16 protein-coding genes and 1 riboswitch are annotated in these 18,941 nt (G+C 45.9%); all 16 genes read right to left on the reverse strand.

What is annotated here, in order from left to right:
* Positions 1-233: 233 nt before the first annotated feature.
* The 16 genes from der to H5993_RS03070 all read right to left on the reverse strand — a co-directional run bounded on the left by der (position 234) and on the right by H5993_RS03070 (position 18,786).
* Entirely contained in the window at positions 234-1,547 is a 1,314-nt protein-coding gene (gene der / locus H5993_RS02995; RefSeq protein ID WP_204776166.1) for a ribosome biogenesis GTPase Der, read from the reverse strand.
* Positions 1,548-1,658: 111 nt separating this feature from the next.
* On the reverse strand, positions 1,659-2,888 hold the full coding sequence (gene rpsA, locus H5993_RS03000) for a 30S ribosomal protein S1 (protein ID WP_204776167.1): 1,230 nt from the start codon (positions 2,886-2,888) through the stop codon (positions 1,659-1,661).
* 77 nt (positions 2,889-2,965) lie between these two features.
* Positions 2,966-3,643 carry a (d)CMP kinase gene (cmk, locus tag H5993_RS03005; RefSeq protein WP_204776168.1) on the reverse strand — a complete coding sequence of 226 codons (678 nt, stop codon included), beginning with the start codon at positions 3,641-3,643 and terminating at the stop codon, positions 2,966-2,968.
* A gap of 23 nt (positions 3,644-3,666) precedes the next feature.
* Positions 3,667-4,248, reverse strand: a complete 582-nt coding sequence (locus tag H5993_RS03010; protein ID WP_204776169.1) for an SAG1386/EF1546 family surface-associated protein — start codon at positions 4,246-4,248, stop codon at positions 3,667-3,669.
* 57 nt (positions 4,249-4,305) lie between these two features.
* A complete protein-coding gene (locus H5993_RS03015; RefSeq protein ID WP_204776170.1) occupies positions 4,306-5,748 on the reverse strand; it encodes a RecQ family ATP-dependent DNA helicase in 1,443 nt (480 codons plus the stop codon).
* Positions 5,741-6,766 carry a helix-turn-helix domain-containing protein gene (locus tag H5993_RS09640; protein WP_204776171.1) on the reverse strand — a complete coding sequence of 342 codons (1,026 nt, stop codon included), beginning with the start codon at positions 6,764-6,766 and terminating at the stop codon, positions 5,741-5,743. The genes H5993_RS03015 and H5993_RS09640 overlap by 8 nt, the downstream gene beginning before the upstream one ends.
* Positions 6,767-6,950: 184 nt before the next feature.
* On the reverse strand, positions 6,951-7,526 hold the full coding sequence (locus H5993_RS03025; protein ID WP_204776172.1) for an ECF transporter S component: 576 nt from the start codon (positions 7,524-7,526) through the stop codon (positions 6,951-6,953).
* A gap of 117 nt (positions 7,527-7,643) precedes the next feature.
* Positions 7,644-7,763, reverse strand: a riboswitch (FMN riboswitch).
* 97 nt (positions 7,764-7,860) lie between these two features.
* Positions 7,861-9,246 carry a Na+/H+ antiporter NhaC gene (gene nhaC / locus H5993_RS03030; protein WP_204776173.1) on the reverse strand — a complete coding sequence of 462 codons (1,386 nt, stop codon included), beginning with the start codon at positions 9,244-9,246 and terminating at the stop codon, positions 7,861-7,863.
* A 274-nt stretch (positions 9,247-9,520) separates the two neighbouring features.
* The gene (locus H5993_RS03035) at positions 9,521-10,240 is read right to left on the reverse strand and encodes a pseudouridine synthase (RefSeq protein WP_204776174.1); all 720 of its coding nucleotides are present in this window, start codon (positions 10,238-10,240) and stop codon (positions 9,521-9,523) included.
* Between the two features lie 3 nt (positions 10,241-10,243).
* Positions 10,244-10,831 carry an SMC-Scp complex subunit ScpB gene (scpB, locus tag H5993_RS03040; protein WP_180869679.1) on the reverse strand — a complete coding sequence of 196 codons (588 nt, stop codon included), beginning with the start codon at positions 10,829-10,831 and terminating at the stop codon, positions 10,244-10,246.
* The gene (locus H5993_RS03045; protein ID WP_204776175.1) at positions 10,809-11,579 is read right to left on the reverse strand and encodes a segregation and condensation protein A; all 771 of its coding nucleotides are present in this window, start codon (positions 11,577-11,579) and stop codon (positions 10,809-10,811) included. Before H5993_RS03045 ends, scpB begins: the two co-directional genes overlap by 23 nt.
* The gene (locus tag H5993_RS03050; RefSeq protein ID WP_204776195.1) at positions 11,580-11,963 is read right to left on the reverse strand and encodes a reductase; all 384 of its coding nucleotides are present in this window, start codon (positions 11,961-11,963) and stop codon (positions 11,580-11,582) included.
* On the reverse strand, positions 11,963-12,862 hold the full coding sequence (locus H5993_RS03055) for a tyrosine-type recombinase/integrase (protein ID WP_204776176.1): 900 nt from the start codon (positions 12,860-12,862) through the stop codon (positions 11,963-11,965). The genes H5993_RS03050 and H5993_RS03055 overlap by 1 nt, the downstream gene beginning before the upstream one ends.
* Complete coding sequence (locus H5993_RS03060) at positions 12,855-13,739, reverse strand: CvfB family protein (RefSeq protein ID WP_204776177.1); 885 nt, start codon at positions 13,737-13,739, stop codon at positions 12,855-12,857. Before H5993_RS03060 ends, H5993_RS03055 begins: the two co-directional genes overlap by 8 nt.
* Before the next feature lie 187 nt (positions 13,740-13,926).
* The gene (pyk, locus tag H5993_RS03065; RefSeq protein ID WP_204776178.1) at positions 13,927-15,348 is read right to left on the reverse strand and encodes a pyruvate kinase; all 1,422 of its coding nucleotides are present in this window, start codon (positions 15,346-15,348) and stop codon (positions 13,927-13,929) included.
* Positions 15,349-15,492: 144 nt separating this feature from the next.
* Positions 15,493-18,786: a DNA polymerase III subunit alpha gene (locus H5993_RS03070; protein WP_204776179.1), complete on the reverse strand. Its 3,294-nt coding sequence runs from the start codon at positions 18,784-18,786 to the stop codon at positions 15,493-15,495.
* Positions 18,787-18,941 lie beyond the last annotated feature (155 nt).

An 18,941-nucleotide genomic window follows, 5' to 3' on the forward strand; every position in this document is an offset into this window, starting at 1 on the left:
GCCAGAATATCTGACACCCGAATGTGTTACCTCAAATAGGTATCGTAAACCAAGGTTCGTTCACTTGATTCATGATTAAGATTAGCATAGTAAAACACTGTAATCAAGGCATTTTAAAAAGTTTTTACTAAATTATTATTAAAATGAAGTTTACTACTTAAATAAGTAAGCTAAGGCAAATAAGGACGTAAAGATTTTAAGAATTTGACATCCAACAATTGCTTTAGCGAATACTACTTTCGCTTCCGTTTAATCACGTGAATTGGCGTCCCCGTGAAGTCAAAGGCCGCCCGAATCTGATTTTCTAAATACCGTTGGTAGGAGAAGTGCATTAGATCAGGATCGTTCACAAAAATCACAAAAGTTGGTGGGGCCACTGCCACTTGGGTCGCATAGTAAACCCGCAGTCGCTTACCGTTTACCGTTGGCGTTGGGTTAGCAGCTAAGGCATCCATCAAAACGTCATTCAAGACTGATGATTGAATCCGCCGTTGGTGATTAGCCTCAACCGTTTGAATCATCGCCGGGAGTTTATTCAACCGTTGCTTAGTTTTCGCGGAAACAAAGATAATTGGGGCATAGGCGAGGTATTGAAATTCTTGGCGGATCAAGTTGGTAAAGTCCGTCATCGTCCGTTGGTCACGATCCGGGATCGTATCCCATTTATTGACAACGATGATCACGGCCCGCCCGGCTTCATGAGCATAGCCGGCGACGTGCTTGTCAAGTTCGCGAATTCCTTCTTCAGCATTGAGGACCACTAAAACCACGTCTGAATCATCAATTGCCCGCATTGACCGCATCAAGGCGTAGCGTTCGGTATTTTCATAGAGCTTACCTTGCTTTTTAATCCCCGCGGTGTCAACCATGGTATACTTCTGGCCATCGTCACCGACAAAGTTGGTATTAATGGCGTCCCGGGTAGTCCCGGCAATATCGGAAACAATTACCCGTTGTTCCCCTAACATGGCATTCACGATGGAAGATTTGCCCACATTTGGCCGACCAATCAAGCTAAAGCGAATTGTATCATCAGCTGGTTGGGTCTTTTCTTCGGGGAAGTGCTTAATCACTTCATCCAACATGTCTCCCAGGCCAACCCCGTGGACACTGGAAACGGGGTAAGGTTCACCTAACCCCAAGGAATAAAAGTCATAAATATCGGTCCGCCGTTCTGGGTTATCAACTTTATTTACGGCTAAGACAACCGGCTTTTTCGACTTGTATAAGAGTTGGGCCACTTGTTCATCAGCATCGGTAATTCCGTTTTCGACGTTAACGACCAGAATAATAATATCAGCTTCATCAATCGCCACTTCGGCTTGTTGCCGAATTTGGGTGACTAGCGGTTGATCAGAAATTTCAATCCCACCGGTATCAATTAAGCTAAATTCCTTCCCCAGCCATTCTGCGTGGGCATAGATCCGATCCCGGGTAACACCTGGCGTATCTTCAACAATTGAAATCCGATCCCCAACAATCCGGTTGAAGAGGGTCGATTTTCCAACGTTTGGTCGGCCGACAATGGCCACAATTGGATTTGCCATTTTGTTGCTCCTTTCAATTAAAAATTAGTAGTTCTTCATCGCGGATATCTTTTTCAAAATAAAAAGGCGGCGACTATCCGGTCACCGCCCAATTTAAATGATTAACTTGGCTTATTTACCGGCGTTCTTTAATTCGTCACCGATCAAATCACCAAGGGTAAAGCCACTTTCTTCTTCCGGAGCGTCAGTAGCGTAGTTGTTACGCCGTGGACGACGGTTACCGCGGTTACCACGGTTGTTGTTGTTTTCTTCCCCTTCAGGCTTTTCTTCTAAGGCCTTGATGGAGAGACCAAGCCGTTGTTGAGCTGGGTCAACGTTGATAACCTTAACCTTAACTTCTTGGCCTGGCTTCAAAACATCAGCTGGCGTAGCAATGTGCTTGTGGGAGATTTGGGAAATGTGAACCAAACCTTCAACACCAGGGAAGACTTCAACAAAGGCACCGAAGCTCGTAAGCCGTTTAACCGTTCCTTCAAGAACCGTTCCTTCAGCCGCCTTTTCTTCAATGTCATCCCATGGTCCAGGCAACGTTTGCTTGATAGAAAGGGAAATCCGTTCCCGTTCTGGGTCAACGCTCAATACCTTAACCTTAACGTCTTGGCCAACAGAAAGAACGTCACTTGGCTTGTCAACGTGGTCGTATGAAATTTCAGAAACGTGGACCAAACCATCAACACCACCGAGGTCGATGAAGGCACCGAAGTTCGTCATCCGTGCAACCTTACCTTCAACAACATCACCAGCAGCTAATTCGCTAAAGATCTTCTTAGCAACAGCTTCGTGTTGAGCCTTGACAATTTCCTTGTGAGAAAGGATCAAGCGGTTTTCGCTTGGTTCAATTTCGATAATCTTGAATTCTAATTCTTGACCAACGAATTGCTTCAAGTCTTCAACGTAGTGGTCAGTAATCATTGATGCTGGAACGAACCCACGAACGCCAGCGTCAACTACTAAACCACCCTTAACAGCTTGGGTAACCTTAGCAGTGATCGTTTCACCGGCTTCAAACTTCTTTTGGATTTCGTTCCAAACTTTCATGGCTTCTAAGCGACGGTGTGAAAGCAGGTAGCTACCGTTTTCCTTATCGCTGCCAATCTTGGAGATTACAACCAAGTCCAAAACGTCCCCAACCTTGACTACTTCATTGATGTCATCGACTGGCTTCGTGGACAATTGGTTAGCGGGAACAATCCCTTCAACACCTGCGTCCTCAATCCCAACGATTGCTTGGCGATCGTCATCGATTTGCAGTACCTTACCCTTAACAACATCACCTACATTTACTTGCTTGATGCTGTCAAGCGCTTCTAACATCGCGTTATTGTTTTCGATTTCAGCCATCTAAAAATATCCTCCTTGCAACAATCAACTCTGACTTTCATTTTACTAGATAAAATTGGTTTTGACTAGGGATAAAACTAATTTCCTTCAACTTTTTTGATAATCGCACTAATTTCATCAACCACTTCTTCGATTGACAAGTGAGTCGAATCCAGTCGAATGGCATCTTCGGCCTGGGTCAGCGGTGAAACTTCCCGTTCAGAATCTAGTTTATCCCGCCGTTCAATGGCCGCCTGTAATTCAGCTAAAGTTGTTGTTGCAATCCCTTTTTGTTTGTTTTCTTCAAAGCGACGCCGCGCCCGTTCATAGGCTGAAGCAACCAAAAAGATCTTTACTTCAGCATCTGGTAAGACCGTGGTCCCCACATCGCGACCGTCCATCACAATCCCGCCAGCTTCAGCAATTTTTCGTTGTTGCGCCACCATCTCTTTGCGCACAGCGGGAACCGCAGCAACCACAGAAACGTTAGCGTTGACTTCGTTTGAACGAATTGCTTCGGTCACCTCTTGACCATCAATAAAGACCCGTTGTTCGGGTTCGCCTGGCTTAAAGGTGATTTGGATTGCCTGAGCAACTTTGGTCACGGCAGCTTGATCTTCAACGTTGATCCCTTTTTGCAAGGCCGCTAAAGTAACTGACCGGTACATTGCCCCAGTATCACAGTAGACATAACCAAAGCGCTTAGCAACCAATTTTGCCACGGTACTTTTACCAGCTGAGGCTGGTCCATCAATGGCAACTTGTAACCCTTTCAAAGATAACACTCCTCTTTAAGATCCTATTTAACTCGTAATTGTTGACCCGGGTAGAGCTTAGTTGACGGTGAAATTCCGTTTAATTGAGCCAATTCATCGACCGTCAAACCATTATTAGCTGCAACTCGGTAAATTCCCTGACCAGCTTGCACTTTAACGTAACTAGCCGCACTCGAACTATTGTTTTGGCTACTACTTGTACTACTGGAAGCTTCCATCCCACTTGAACTTGAGCTTAAAGCCTGACTTTTTTTACTGCTAGCCGACTTAGCCTTACTACGCTTGGTTGACTGAGTTGCTGATTTGCCTTGGTGGGTTGAAGAATGGACTTTTTTTTTAGCGTTTGAACTAGCTTTAGCTACCTGTTCTGTATGTTGAACTGGGTGGTTAAAAGACTTTTCATGATTTAGCCAATAAATAATCGGGGTGGCCGCCAGAATAATAATTAAAACGACTAGGATCGTAGTGAATCTGGCATTGGCTGAACTTTGCTTTCGGTGCTCGATCCGTGATAAATGACCATCCTTACCTAAATCTTGATTATCCTCAAAAGTTTTGTCCCAGAGGTTTTCATCCACATTTCGTTCGTCTTCCCGACGCTTCATTTTCTTTCCTCCTCGCGGGTCTAATAAAATTATTCTAGCAAAATTACTCACCGGTTTCTAGTTCTGACAATTGAATAGTCGATTTAATTGCTTTTGCCAATCCAATTGCCGCTGCTTTACTTTAGTAGGCTTTGTTTTTCCAAGACCAAAGTCACTTGGTTGCCAATCTGGCTGGTGAAAATCACAACATGGTGTCTGTTCATGCTCACCTTCATCAAAGGCCGCCAGCAACATTTTTCGGCGACAAGTCTGATTTTTAACATAGGCTAACATCTGGTTAATTCGTTGCCGCGCCCGCTTAGCTTGCTGGTTAAACAGGGTCGGTAAATCTTGCGGTTGGTAACCGTGATGGAGGTAAAAATTAATTACCGGTCCTTTTTCCCCAAGCAGCGTTGGCGAAATTTTACCAGTTAAGACCCTTTCCATTTGGGTCTGGGATGGTAATTCGACCTGGGTTAACAATTCCGGAATGCTCTCATCCCCCGGTGCATACAGCAACAGTGCTAAGGCCGGCTGCCCATCCCGGCCAGCACGACCGATTTCCTGGGTGTAGGCGGCTAGACTCGCTGGCAGGTGGTAATGAATCACATAACGCAGATCATTTTTATCAATTCCCATCCCAAAAGCGCTGGTTGCGCAGATTACGTCCAATTCATTTTGCATAAATTGATTTTGAATCCGAAAGCGTTCCACCGCTTCTAAACCAGCATGATAAGCTGCTACCCGGAGATCAGAAACCGTCGTTAACCAGCTTGCCATGGCATCCGCCTGTTTGCGGCTAGAAAAGTAAATTACCCCTGGTCCCCCGAGTTTGGGAAGGGTTGCTTGTAGATAGGTTTGTTTTGCAAGGGAATTTTCAAGTTCTTGGACGGCTAAAAAGAGATTGGCCCGATTAACTGATTGCCGAATAATGGTGACTTGCTCTGTTGGCAAACCGACCTTCGTTAAAATATCCTGGGTAACCCGTTTCGTTGCCGTTGCCGTTAAAAGTAAAGTTGAGCGCGGCTGCAAAGCTTGAATTGCTGCTTTTAAAAGGAGGTATTCCGGTCGAAAATCCGGCCCCCATTCGGAAACACAGTGGGCCTCATCAATGACAAAGAGGCTGATTGTCAACTGACGTAACGCCCCTAAAACTGGCCCCCGGCCTAAGGTTTCTGGTGAGGTAAAAATAAAGCGATACCGACTAAGGGTCGCTAAAATGGCAGTTTGATCTTGATTATTGACGGCCGAATTTAAAACCACTGCGCGAAAATCACCTTGCCGGGTGATCCGGTCCGCTTGATCCTGCATTAAGGATATTAAGGGTGAAATAATCAAGATGGTTCCCGGTAGCAAATAAGCTGGCAGTTGATATAGCAGGCTCTTGCCTCCCCCAGTCGGTAAAATGGCAAGCGTATCTTGCCCCGCCAAAACCGCTTGTAAAGTTTCAAATTGACCGGAACGAAAGTGTTTAAACCCAAAATGAGCCTGCAAAAGCTGGGTTAATTTTGCCTCATCCATCTTGCATCACCTTAACCTGAAATAACCGAAAATAGAAGAATTCTTGCCCCGGGTCGGTACTTTGCGGCGTAAACCGCCACTCTGCCACCGGTCCTTGATATTGTTGTTGTAACTTAGCCTCAACCTGCGATGGGAGGAGACGCGCTAGCGGTAGCTGGCCTGGTAAGAGAATGACGGCTTGCAAAAGATGCTCTCTGATGGTTCCAACCCTAAGCCGCCGGGCGTGACTAATCTCCTCGATCGAATGGCCACCTAAAAAGGCGGTTAACGTTTGCTGGGCACTGCTAGTTAAAGGCGTCGTTGCTAACAGGGGTAAAACAAGCTCCGTTAGGGCCCCAGTGGACTGGGCTAAGGAATGGGCAAAAAAGAGCCAAGCATCCCGTTCCATCCAAAAAAGGTCACTTGCTTGGATGCCAAGTTGGCGACTAGCCTCCATGGCTGACCAGCCAACTGATTCATGGCCAATTAAGCGGTAGGCAAAAAGATTACTCAAGCGCTCATCAACTTTCGCTAATTGGGTTAAAACCGCTGCTAATTCCGTTTTGACTTGGCTCACAATTTGTCCATCGTGATGCAAAAACCAATTCCGGACCGCTAGTTTTTCATGCCAAGGTAAACTTAGGGGGGAATAACGGCGATTATGATATGCAAATTCTGAGACTAATTGCACCGCTAATAAAACCCGGTCAGCTAGCCGTTGCCAATTTGCAATCCAGGTCCACTGGCCAAATCGTGGCTGATAATGATTAGCTTGCCACGTCATTTGGGCTGCTAATCCCTTTTCCGTCAACTGTGCCGTTTGATCAGCTAGGATTAAATTACCTGCCTGCGCTTGGACCATTAACCATTGGTCGTAAGTTTGGCGTGATAAATGGCGATCCGCTCCCAGATACGGCAAGATGCCATAGTTTTGCGCCCAAAATAAATTCGTAATGGTTCGCTTTCCTTGCAGCGTTCCTTCAATTACTCGGATCCGCCGGGGACGGCCACTAAATAAGGCCAGGAGATAATCCGCCACTAATTTCACCACCCTGTTGTTTAAGTCATTTAATTTCTATCATAACTTGCTTAACTTAAGTTGAGTAGTTATTTTAATACAATTTAGTAAAAAGCCACCAATCAAAAGTTAGCAGATCGTGGTGATCTGATCTAACTTGATTGGTGGCGCTACTTAAATCACTAAATTAACAGGACGCTAATTATTAATCGCTAATATGCAAGAAATGTTTCATCCGACTAGCAATAATCGCCAAAACAACACTTACAATAATCCCCTTAATGATGTTAAACGGCAAGACCCCAAAGGCCATTAATTGGGGAATGGGCAGGGTCGGTTGCCAACCGAACATCTTCATGTACATTGGGGTTAAGACGTAAAGATTAAAGACCGTCATCACGAGGGCTAAAACTAAAGTTCCCGTAATCCCACTCCAAAGCATCGCCCGCTTAAAGGTGAGCTGGCTATTTTTCCGGAAAAACCAAGCAACCGGTAATAAGAGGGATAAAGAAGAACAGAAGCTAGCAAATAAACCGAGAAACTCAACTGGTGAAAAGCCCCGGACTGCCCCGTGCAACAGCAACTTAATGATGGTAATCATGATCCCCGTTACTGGCCCATACATAATTGTCCCCAGTAACACTGGTAAGTCAGAAAAATCGAGCTTCAGGTACGAAACGACCGGGATCACCGGAAATTCAAAGAGCATTAACAAAAATGCCAACGCCCCAAAGCAAGCCGTTAGAGTATACCGTTGCATCCGTGAATGTGAAAGTGACATGAGACAAAACCTCCTGTGAGGTTGCCTTCTCGTGTAGGTATTAGCCAGGTTACAATCAAAAAACTGGGCACAAAGCAAAGTTTGTCCCCAGCTACCTAATTCATCCATGTAGACCATGGCAATCTTCTATCTACCAGACTATACTGTCGGCACCTGGAATCACACCAGATTCCACCGCTGATGCGGGTTGCGGGCTATACCGCCGGTCGGGAATTACACCCTGCCTTGAAGACAAACCAAAAATATTTTATTGACGTACTTTTCGTACAACCTAAGAATAGCATGATGACTTACCCTTTACAAGTAAATCGGTTACTAAGTTGCCTGCTCCCGCCTAGATTTTTTCTTCCCCTGCTGGTGCTCGCTTCAAACCAATACCGGTCAAACCACTTAAAATGGAGAAAATCGGGGAAAGTAAACTAAAGAGGGCAAATGGCAAGAAGTGGGTAACTGGAACCCCTAAGGCCCCAGCCGCAAAAGAACCGGCAACCCCCCACGGTATGAGGTAATTAATCACACTGCCCCCATCTTCCAGCACCCGACTTAAAGCTAAGGGGTCCAGTTTAATTCGGAAGAAGGCATGCTTAAAGGCATTCCCTGGCAAGATAACGGAAAGGTATTGTTCCCCAACAAAGAGATTAATGCCAATGCCGGCAAAAATCGTCGCGGTAACCAACCGTCCCGGTTTTTGTAAACGGGCCGCAACCGGGGCCATCGCATTTTCAATAATCCCCGTGTGCATCAGGATCCCCCCTAGGGCGAGGGTCATGATGATTAAAGCGACTGTCCCCATCATACTGGTAATCCCGCCCCGGGTTAAGAGGGCGTCAACCGTTGAGTTACCAGTCTTTGCAATGTAACCACTTTGGGCAAGCTGCGCTAATTTTGCCAAGGTGAAGTGGGGATCAAAGGCAAAAATCATCAGAATAGCAACAAAAATATTCATAAACAAGGTTGGGATCGCCGGGATTTTTTTCCAAGCACAAATTAACATCAAGCCAACGGGGACCGCTGACCACCACGAAACTGAGAAGTGAGTCGTTAAAGTATGCAAAGTGGGCGCCATCTTCGTCAAACTTACTCCTTGATTGGAGTAACCAAGTACGGCGAAAACAACTAAGGAGACCACAAAAGCGGGAATTGTCGTCCACATCATATTTTTGATGTGGGCAAACAAGTCACTCCCGGCCACCGCGGAAGCAAGGTTTGTTGAATCAGACAATGGTGACATCTTATCACCAAAGACCGCTCCTGAAATAATTGCCCCGGCTGTCAAAGCGGGATTAATCCCCATGGTTGTCCCCATGCCAAAAAGGGCAATTCCAACGGTTGAGATTGTTGTGAACCCACTCCCAATCGCAACCCCAACCAAGGAACAGACTACAAAAACGGAGGGGATAAAGAAGGCCGCATTAATTAAGTTAAAACCTAAAACCATTAATGACGGAATGACCCCGGCTTGAATCCAAACCGCAATTAGGGTCCCAATTAACATAAAAATAAAGATGGGGATAATCGCCGTCGAAATTCCTTGTTTGATCCCCGCCATCAAGTCATCCCAGGTAAACCCGCGGAAACGGAGCCAACCCATCAAAACTCCAATTACAGCTAAAACCGGAATGTTTGGCATCAAGCCCAATCCGATCACGCTAATGCCAAGCACGATTAACATTAAAACGAGGATGCTAACCGCCTCATTAAACTGAACCTCTTTTTTCATTAAAATTCCTCCAAATAAAAAATCCCAGCAAGCATCATACTTGCTGGGACGATCTTTTACCGTGGTACCACCTAGCTAGGGAATTTTCCCCACTCTTGCTAGTTGATAACGGCACTAACCAATCCGTTCAGGACCTTTAACGGGTAATTCGGAGCTTTCATCCTGCCTAGCTTTCACCAACCGCTAGTTCGCTGACCCTTGAGATGAGGCCCTACTGATCGTTATCCTGAAATTTATTGTCACTACTTTAACATTCTCCCCACCAATTTACAAGCTAAAGTTGTTTTAGAGCTTTAACTTCATTTGGGCGCAGCTTTCGCCATTGCCCCGCTGAAGGGAGGCCGGCTAAGGTCAGTCCGGCATATTCTTCCCGATGCAATTTAACCACTGGATTACCAACGGCTTTCAGCATTTTTTTCACTTGATGATAATGACCTTCGTGAATTGTTAGCCGGACAATACTGTGCTTCCGGTCATCACTAACCGATACGACCTTGGCTTTTGCTTGGGCCGTCAAGCGACCATCAATCTTCACCCCGGTCCGTAAAGTCTTCAGGGCTTCATTGCTGACCCGGCCTTTCACTTTGGCAACGTAGACCTTATCAACCTCAAACTTTGGGTGCATTAATTGATTTGTTAAATCCCCATCATTCGTCAACAATAAGAGCCCGGTCGTATCATAATCGAGCCGGCCAATTGGATAAATGCGTTCCTCAATACCCGCCTCCTTAAAGATATCGACAACCGTTTTACGGCCTTTTTCGTCATGAGCGGAGGAAATCACCCCTCGTGGTTTATTTAATAGGAAGTAAACTAAGGGTTCTTTTTTTAGCGGCATCCCATCAACTTTAATTTGGTCACTTTGTTTAACCTGGATCCCTAATTCCGTCACAATCTGATCGTTGACCTCCACCCGGCCAGCTTGAATTAATTTTTCGGCTGCCCGCCGCGAAGCCACCCCCGCATGGGCAATCACTTTTTGTAGTCGTTCCATTTTCTAATCCTCTGCTTTCTCTAACCTTTGCCGGCGCTGCGCTAAGGCCTGAGCGAATTGCTCGCTGTCCATAATCTCTTCAGCTGGTTCACTCAGCGGTGGTAGTTCAGCTAAATCAGCCAAGCCAAAATAATCTAAGAAGGCGGTCGTTGTCACGTACCGGAAAGGACGACCGGGAACATTCAAGCGCCCTTTGGTTTCGACTAATCCCCGCACTACTAATTTTTGGATTGAACCCGAGCTTTGGACCCCCCGCAGATCATCAATCTCGATCCGCGTAATTGGTTGCCGATAAGCAATAATGGCCAAAACCTCAAGCAAAGCTGGAGTCAACGGGATTGTTAATGGCGTTTCAAAATAATCTTTTACAACCGGTGCCAGTTCTCCTTTGGTCGCAAGGCGATAAGTATCGGCACTAACCAGGAGTTTCAGAGCACACGTCTTGTCCTGGGTGTACTTTTCAGCGATTTCACCTAATAAACCTTGCACTGCCGGTTTTAAAAGCCCCGTTAGGTTCGCAAGGTCCCCCAAGGTAATTCCTTCATCCCCGGCAATAAACAAGAGGGCCTCAATTTTCGCTTGGTTGTTCATCAAACATGCTTCCTTTCGTCACAATTAATGTGCCAAACGCTTCGGGCTGATTAACCCGGACAACCTGGTGGCGGCAAAGTTCCAGAAGAGCCATAAAGGTCGTTACCAAATTGTCCCGGGTTAGTTGATCAGCGAACAAGTCCACGAACCGGACCGGATGGTCAACAGCTTGACGAATATAAGCAATTCGCTCGGCCACGGTAATTTTTTCCGGTGCTGTTTCGGCAACTGGGAGCTCCGGGATTTGCCGGCGCTGCAGTAATTCTTCAAAAGCGGCCTTCAGTTCATCAATACTAACCCCGGGTTGAACTCGCTTGACCACTAGCTCTGGAGGAACTTGCATTGCTTCACGAGTGTATTCTCGTTGCCGCGCTTCGGCCTTTGCTTCCAGGTGTTTAGCTGCTACTTGATAGCGTTGGTATTCCAATAATTGATCAACTAATTCTGCGCGCGGATCAGTGTCGACTGCGGGTTCCTCTTCATCCACCGGAGGCGCTGGCAATAAGAGTTGACTTTTAATCCGCATCAAGGTTGACGCCATCACAAAATATTCCCCCGCAATTTCTAATTGATGTTGCTGATTTTCCTTCAGAATTTTCACATATTGCCGGGTGATCTTTTCAATTGGGATATCATAAATATCCACTTTATCTTGGCGGATCAGGTGCAGTAATAAATCCAAAGGACCATCAAAATCGCCGAGATGAATAAAGGGTTTTTCCGCCCCCATCATAATTTTATCTGCCATTTATCCTAACGCCCCTTTTTTTACCCGATAGCGACTACTCCGCGCCCAGTTAGTAATTAGGGGTTGGGTATCTAAGGTTCCCATGATCCGTTTTCCCGGATATTGTTGTTCGATTGCCGTCAAAAAATCATACACATTTTTTCCTGACCGTTCACTGGGCGGAAAAGAAAGCCGGCGGACTAAGACGTATTCATCCCCAACTTCCAACACCGCAACCCCAATAAACTGTTCCGAATAGGGGGTCTTCCAGAGATAGATTGGATAATGCGTTAGGTTCGACCAATCAATTTCCGCTTGAAGGTAGTTATAGTTCGGTAAATCCTCGCTAAAGGATAGCAACCCCATTACAATTTTTTGATAGTCTTTGCGATATGGGACTAACATCATTCCCCCTCCTCAAGGGCTGTTGGTAAACAAGTGCGATAAACTTCTTGGATCCGCTTGAGTGACAAAAGTGGCATATTCTGGATCCGATTGCCTAAAATTTGGACCACCGCTAAATAATCAGCTTGGTTAGCTAGTAGGTGGGCCTTTAAGCTAGCTCGTAGGATTTCTGGGGTCACGGTTACTTGAAGTTGCGCCTTGGCGGCACTATTTTTTAATAATTGCCAAACCGCCTGCCGTGAAAGTTGCCCACCACGTACATTTAAAAATAAAATCGCGGTCTCATTTGCGGAATTTACAAGCTGTGGCCGAGCTACTTGTAAGTATTTTTCAACCCATTTTTGCGCCCGTTGACTAATGGGGACTAACCGTTCTTTACCAAGGTGATCATGAACCGTCAAAAAATTCAAATTAAAATGTAAATCGGCTTTGGTTAAGGCTAAGAGTTCACTAACCTTTAAGCCAGTCGCATACATTACTTCTAAGATTGTCCGGTTCCGGATCGCCAACGGGGCCGTTCCCGTAATCGTCTCAATTAAAGCAAGCGTTTCCTCGACACTTAGCGTGGCTGGCTCGGCCATCACCCGTCTCGGCAAAGCTAAATCCTGAGTTGGGTCATGATCAACCAAACGTTGTTCAAGTAAATAACGGTAGAATTGCCGTAAACTTGAACGATATCGCTGAATTGAGGCTGCGCTTACCGTGGCACTAAGTTCAGTCACAACTTGCATTAATAGGTATTGATCCACTTGATTCCAGGTCTGAATATCATGAGCCGCCAAAGCTTTCATCATGCGTCGTAAGTCCAAGCCATAATTAGCCACTGTACTGGGGGAACGCCGTTGTTTTAACTGCTCCAAATAAGCCTTTACTGGTGCAGTCATTTCTTCACTAGTCATGATTTGGATCCTTTAATAAAATTAATTTCCCATTCACTTGGTTAACTAGGCGCGCCTTTAGCAAGTGACCAACGGCCCGTTTAAATTGCCCCTTACTAATCCCTAAAACGGCCTTAATTTCTGCTGGCGATGACTTATCCGTCAGGGCTAACTGGTGAGTTTGACTATGGGTTAATAAGGCTAAAATTTGTTCTGCATCATCATTAATCGCCTGGTAGGCCCGGGGCTTCAGGGAAAGATTTAAACCACCGTGCGAAGAAAGGCCAATCACCCGGGCCTTTACTACTTGACCTAAGCGCGGCTCTTGATCCCGTTCACTTGGGTGAATAAAACCAAGGTGGTAATCTTCAGTTAGAACTAAGGTACCAGCCATCTTCAACCGATAAACCGTCGCCTTAACATTTTTATTTATCAAGGACCGGTTAGGCTTAGCCGCCAAAGTCCGAAAAATTTCGTCATCCGCTAGCTTTCCCCAAATCCGATCATGATCATCAACCTGAAGGGCCATTAACAAGCGGTCCCCGGGTTGCGGCCAAAGGTGCTTTAGGGTTGGTAAATCATCTAGGGAGACAACAATATCCTTATTGGGTAAACCAATATTAACAAAGACCCCTAAATCTCGCCGAACATTCACTACCGTCCCAAAATCATAATGGTCAACTTGGATGTTAGGGATATGTTCACAGGTCATCTGCAGTTGGTGGTCCGCATTTTCATATACAAACCCCCGAACTGAACCCCCAATATGCAAAACTTGGGGTGCCTCGGTCTTTTTTAACCGGTAAGTTTGCCCGTTTCGTTCAGGTTGAACAAAGTAATAATCATCATTTTCATCGATCATTACCGCAGTAACAACCTTTCCTAGTGCTTGATTCATAGTAACTTCCCTTCATCTTTAATTTGACCAGTTTTCTTAACCTTTCTATTTTACATAATTTAACCAGAAAGATAAAGTTGATTGCAAAAAAGGCCGGGAAGAAACAAAAAGTCTCTTCCCAGCCTCTCCGCATTAAAATATTTCAAGGCAGTCACGAGCGGAAAAAGCTTCCTCCCGCATGCGACTACTACTTAACTTGCATAACCCGCATTAAGTTGGTCGTACCAGCGTGACCACCAGGTAACCCGGCAACAACAATGATCATGTCACCTGCTTTAGCAAAGCCAAGTTCCTTAGCCTTTTCACCGGCAAGTTGGAACATTTCATCGGTGCTTTCTGGCCGGTCAACAACAAATGGTTGAACCCCCCAGTTAATGTTTAAGCTCCGTTGTACCCGTTCGTCGTAAGTCAAAGCAAGCACATCAGCAGATGGACGGTACTTGGAGATCATCCGGGCCGTGTAACCAGACTTCGTTGAAGCAACGATCGTCTTAATGTTAAGATCCCGGGCAGCGTTTGCCACAGCAGAACCAATCGTTTCCGTCACATCAGACTTGTCAAAGTCAAAGACTTCGCGGCCAAACTTGTCAAGGTTGTCTTCAGCCTTAAGGTCAATGTGAGCCATGGTTGCAACAGATTCAACTGGGTAGTCCCCGTTAGCACTTTCACCAGAAAGCATCGTTGCATCAGTTCCGTCAAAGACAGCGTTAGCAACGTCAGAAACTTCGGCCCGCGTTGGCCGTGGGTTTTCTTGCATGGAATCCAACATTTGCGTTGCCGTGATAACTGGCTTACCAAGTTCGTTGCAACGCCGAATCATGTTCTTTTGAACCAAAGGAACATTTTCAGCTGGGATTTCAACCCCCATGTCCCCACGAGGAACCATTAAACCGTCAGAAACTTCAATAATTTCTTCGAAGTTGTCAATTCCTTCTTGAGATTCGATCTTAGGGAAGATCAACACGTCTTCCTTGTTCTTTTCCTTGAGTAATTCACGAATGTCCAAGACGTCTTGGGCCTTCCGAACGAAGGAAGCAGCAATGAAGTTGATATCGCGATCCAAACCAAAGCGGATATCACTGGAGTCCTTTTCCGTGATCCCTGGAAGGTTAATGGAAACACCAGGAGCGTTAACCCCTTTCCGTGAACCAAGGACCCCATGGTTCAAAACGTGACATACCAATTCCTTGTTAACTTCATCCTTTTCGTCAACTAACATGTCGATTAAACCGTCATCAAAGAGGACGTGACCGCCGACCTTAACGTCGTCGTAAAGTCCTTCGTAGGTAACGGCAATCTTGTCATGCACACCTTCAAGGCTATCATCCATTGAAATCCGAACCTTGTCGCCAATGTTGTATTCGATCTTACCGTCCTTTTGAACAGTCGTCCGAATTTCTGCCCCCTTGGTGTCGAGCATGATCCCGACCTTCTTACCCGTGATTTCTTCGGCCTTGTGGACATTTTCCAACCGGCCCAAGTGTTCTGGGTGGTCACCGTGGGAGAAGTTGAAGCGGAAAACATTTGCCCCCGCCTTAATCAACTTAACAATCGTATCAACATCCGTACTTGCCGGCCCTAAAGTGCTGACAATCTTGGTTTTCTTCATAAGTGATCTCTCTCCTTTGCGTTAAGCATTTTCTGGGGTTGCCCCCTCAATCACACACTGAATATAATAGCACGTTTTAAATGGGGTGTCTTTAATTTTCCGTTAAAAGTCAGTTGTAAGCGTATCCATTCGCGATTCGCTTCATTATTTTTTTAGTGGTAACTTTTGGAATACCACATTGGCACTGCCGATTGCGGCATTGAAAGCCTGGTGCGTTACTTCATCCCCAGCTGCCCCATTGAGTAACTGCCGGGCAGCTTGCGTTTGGACATCGTAAACCACCACCGGATAATTACCCGGATGCTCCTTAATTACCGTTTCAATCCGCTTCAGACCACTTTCCGCCACTTCGGGCAACAGGCGTAATGCCCAGCGTGCTGAGTCCCCCTGGTTGGTAGGCTTAAAAGTATTAGCCAGTTTCAGCTGGTCAACAATGACTTCTGTTTCATCATTGTGGCGGACACATTTCCCGGTCACCGCTACAATTTGGTTTGGTTTTGCTAGTAACTGGTAGAATTTGGCGTATTGTTGCGGAAAAATCGTTAAGGTAATTTGCCCACTTTCGTCACTTGCGGTAACAAAGGCCATTTGTCGATGTGCCTTTTTAGTGTGCACCGTCCGGGAACGATTAAATAAAACGACCAAAGTTGTTGGTTGGTCGGGTTGCACGTCATGGATTAATTGGCCACCCAATTGTTGCCGTAAGCTTCGATATTGGCTCGCTGGATGACCAGAAAGATAAACCCCTAAGTATTCATTTTCCTTGGCGAGTCGCTCACCAAGTGGTAACTCAGGGAGTTGATGCATAATGGGCTGTAAGCTTGGTTCAAAAAGATGGAATTTACCCCCTGAAAGCAGGCCAGCTAAACTATCCAAGAGCTCGGCGCGGTTATAGCCAAGGCCATCAAAAGCCCCCACGCAGATCAGTGGAACTAAGTACTTTTCTGTCGCCCATTGTTCCGGTAACCGGCTTAAAAAATCATAGATATCCTTAAAAGGGCCCGCTTGTCGCGCCTTTAAAATAGCAGCGATAAAATCTGACCGCAGCCCGCGAATCGACTGAAAGCCAACAATAATTTTTCCATTTTGCAGACTAAAACCAGCTTGAGAAAGATTAATCCGTGGTCCAACAACCGTGACCCCCCTTTGCTTGGCGTCCGCAAAGTGATCTCGTTTTTTATTAAAGTTCGGTTCAATTTCCAATAAGGCAACAAAAAATTCTACCGGAAAATGAACTTTTAGGTAGGCCATTTCAAAAGCCATCTTCGAATAAGCAACCGCATGTGAGCGGTTAAACCCATATTGGGCAAAGCGTTCAATATAATCGTAAACCTGAATTGCCAGCGCTTTAGCATACCCCTTCTTTTCTGCGCCAGCCAGAAAACGGGTCTTCATTTGCTCCATGGTGGCCTGATTTTTATGGCTCATTGCCCGGCGAAGTAAATCGGCCTGCCCCAATGTAAAGCCCGCCATGACCGAGGCAACCTGCATAACCTGTTCTTGGTAGACTAAGACACCATAGGTCGTCCCGAGGATTGCTTGGAGGCTCGGATCAGGTAAATGATAACTTTCCGTTCCATGTTTACGGGCAATAAAGTGGTCAATATTATTCAGCGGACCGGGCCGATATAAGGCATTTACGGCAACTAAGTCTTCAAAGTTATCTAAACCGAGATTAACCAAGACCCGCCGAATACCCCGGGATTCAAATTGGAAGATACCGTCCGTATTTCCTTGACTAAATAGCCGTAACGTCGCTGAATCATCCAAGGGAACCTTGGTCAGATCAAAATCTGGCTGCCGTTGATGAATCAATCGTAAGGCTAGGTCCATGATTGTAAGGTTCCGGAGGCCTAAAAAGTCCATCTTTAACAGGCCAACTGCTTCAACAGTTTCCTTCGCATATTGGGTAACCATTAACTCGTCATCACCAAAACCACCTTGGAGTGGCACTAAGTTTATTAAGGGGCTGTTTGCTAAAACAATCCCCGCAGCGTGAATTGAGTCGTGGCGTGGGAGGCCTTCTAATTTTTGAGCGGTTTTGACAATCAAATCAACTAAGGGTTGGTCGCTCATTAAGTTGACCAAGGCTTGGGAATCCTTAACTGCTTTGGCGATTGTCAAACGATCTTTGATCTGGATCTGCCCCAAAACATCATTGAGTTGGTCACTCAAATAGGTTGGCAGTCTAAAAACCCGGGCAACATCTTTCAGAGCTTGTTTAGCGGCTAACGTCCCAAAAGTAATAATTTGGGCAACGCGTTGGTGTCCATATCGTTGGTGAATGTATGCCAAAACTGCTTGCCGGTGATTATCCGGAATATCTAAGTCAATATCAGGCATTTGCGCCCGTTCGGGATTTAAAAACCGTTCAAAGAGTAAGTGGTATTTGAGCGGATCAACATCCGTTATTTGTAGCGCATAAGCAACCAGTGATCCAGCTGCCGACCCCCGCCCTGGTCCAGTCGTAATCTTTTGCTGGTGAACAAAATGCATCACATCCCACACAATCAAAAAATAATCGTCAAAGCCCAGTTTGTGGATCTGCGCTAATTCGTGGGCCAACCGATCTTGGTACGGCGCCGTCGTTAAGCCCCGGGCTCGCAAACCCGCTTGGCAAAGTTTTTGTAGATAAGCCTGGCTACTTTCTTCCGTTGGGACCGGAAAGGCTGGCAAAACTGGCGCTTGGAACTTGATCGTTAATTGGCATTCTCGGGCTAACCGCTCAGTGTTTAGGGCTGCTTCTTTTAGGCCGGCAGTTTGATAAGCTTGCATCAGTTCTGCCGCCGAACGTAAAAAGTGGGATCCCTGCCGATTAGCTACCAAGTGCGGGTCCTTAATCTCATGACCATTGCCAATGGCACGAAGCACTTGGGTTGAAAAGTAGTCGTCTGGCTTTAAATATTCAACCGGGTCCATTGCTAATAACGGGAGATCATGCTTTTGCGCCCAGTTTTGAATGGCCGTCTGTTGAACCGGATCAAGCTCCAAATTAATCCCAGCGTATAGGTCAATGGGATGCTCCTTCGTCAATGCCCGGAGGATTGCTTGGAGGTCTTGATCCTGGTAAGCCAATAAAATGGTGGCGGGTTCCACTGCAATCGGTAAATTCGCCGTCAGTTTTAAAAAAGTTGCCAGAGAAAGGGGATCCGCTTGGGTCATGATTGTTGATGACAAACGACTTAAAGCTTGATATCCCTGGCTCCCCTTAGCATAAACAATCGTCTTAAAGTTTGCTATCCGAACCTTTAACCCTAAAACTGGGGTTAAATTGGCGGCTTGGGCAGCATGATAAAACTTGACGGCCCCATATAAGACATTTTCGTCCGTTAAGGCAACTGCTGAATAACCCTGGGCTTTCGCAAATTCAACCAGTTTTTCCGGACGAATCGTGCTCTTTAATAAGCTATAAGTACTAATCACATTGACTGGCACCATCTTGGCAAGTTCCTCCTTTCAGCTTACTAATACTGATTGAATTATAACAACCTTTTCGGTAATGATCACCAAAATAATATTTTTTCTCCAAACCGACCACACCGACTTGGAAAAACTGTGTTAGAATTGAAATAGCCACTAAAGGAGTGAAACTT

The sequence above is a fragment of the Limosilactobacillus alvi genome, from assembly GCF_016900115.1.
Taxonomy (GTDB): domain Bacteria; phylum Bacillota; class Bacilli; order Lactobacillales; family Lactobacillaceae; genus Limosilactobacillus; species Limosilactobacillus alvi.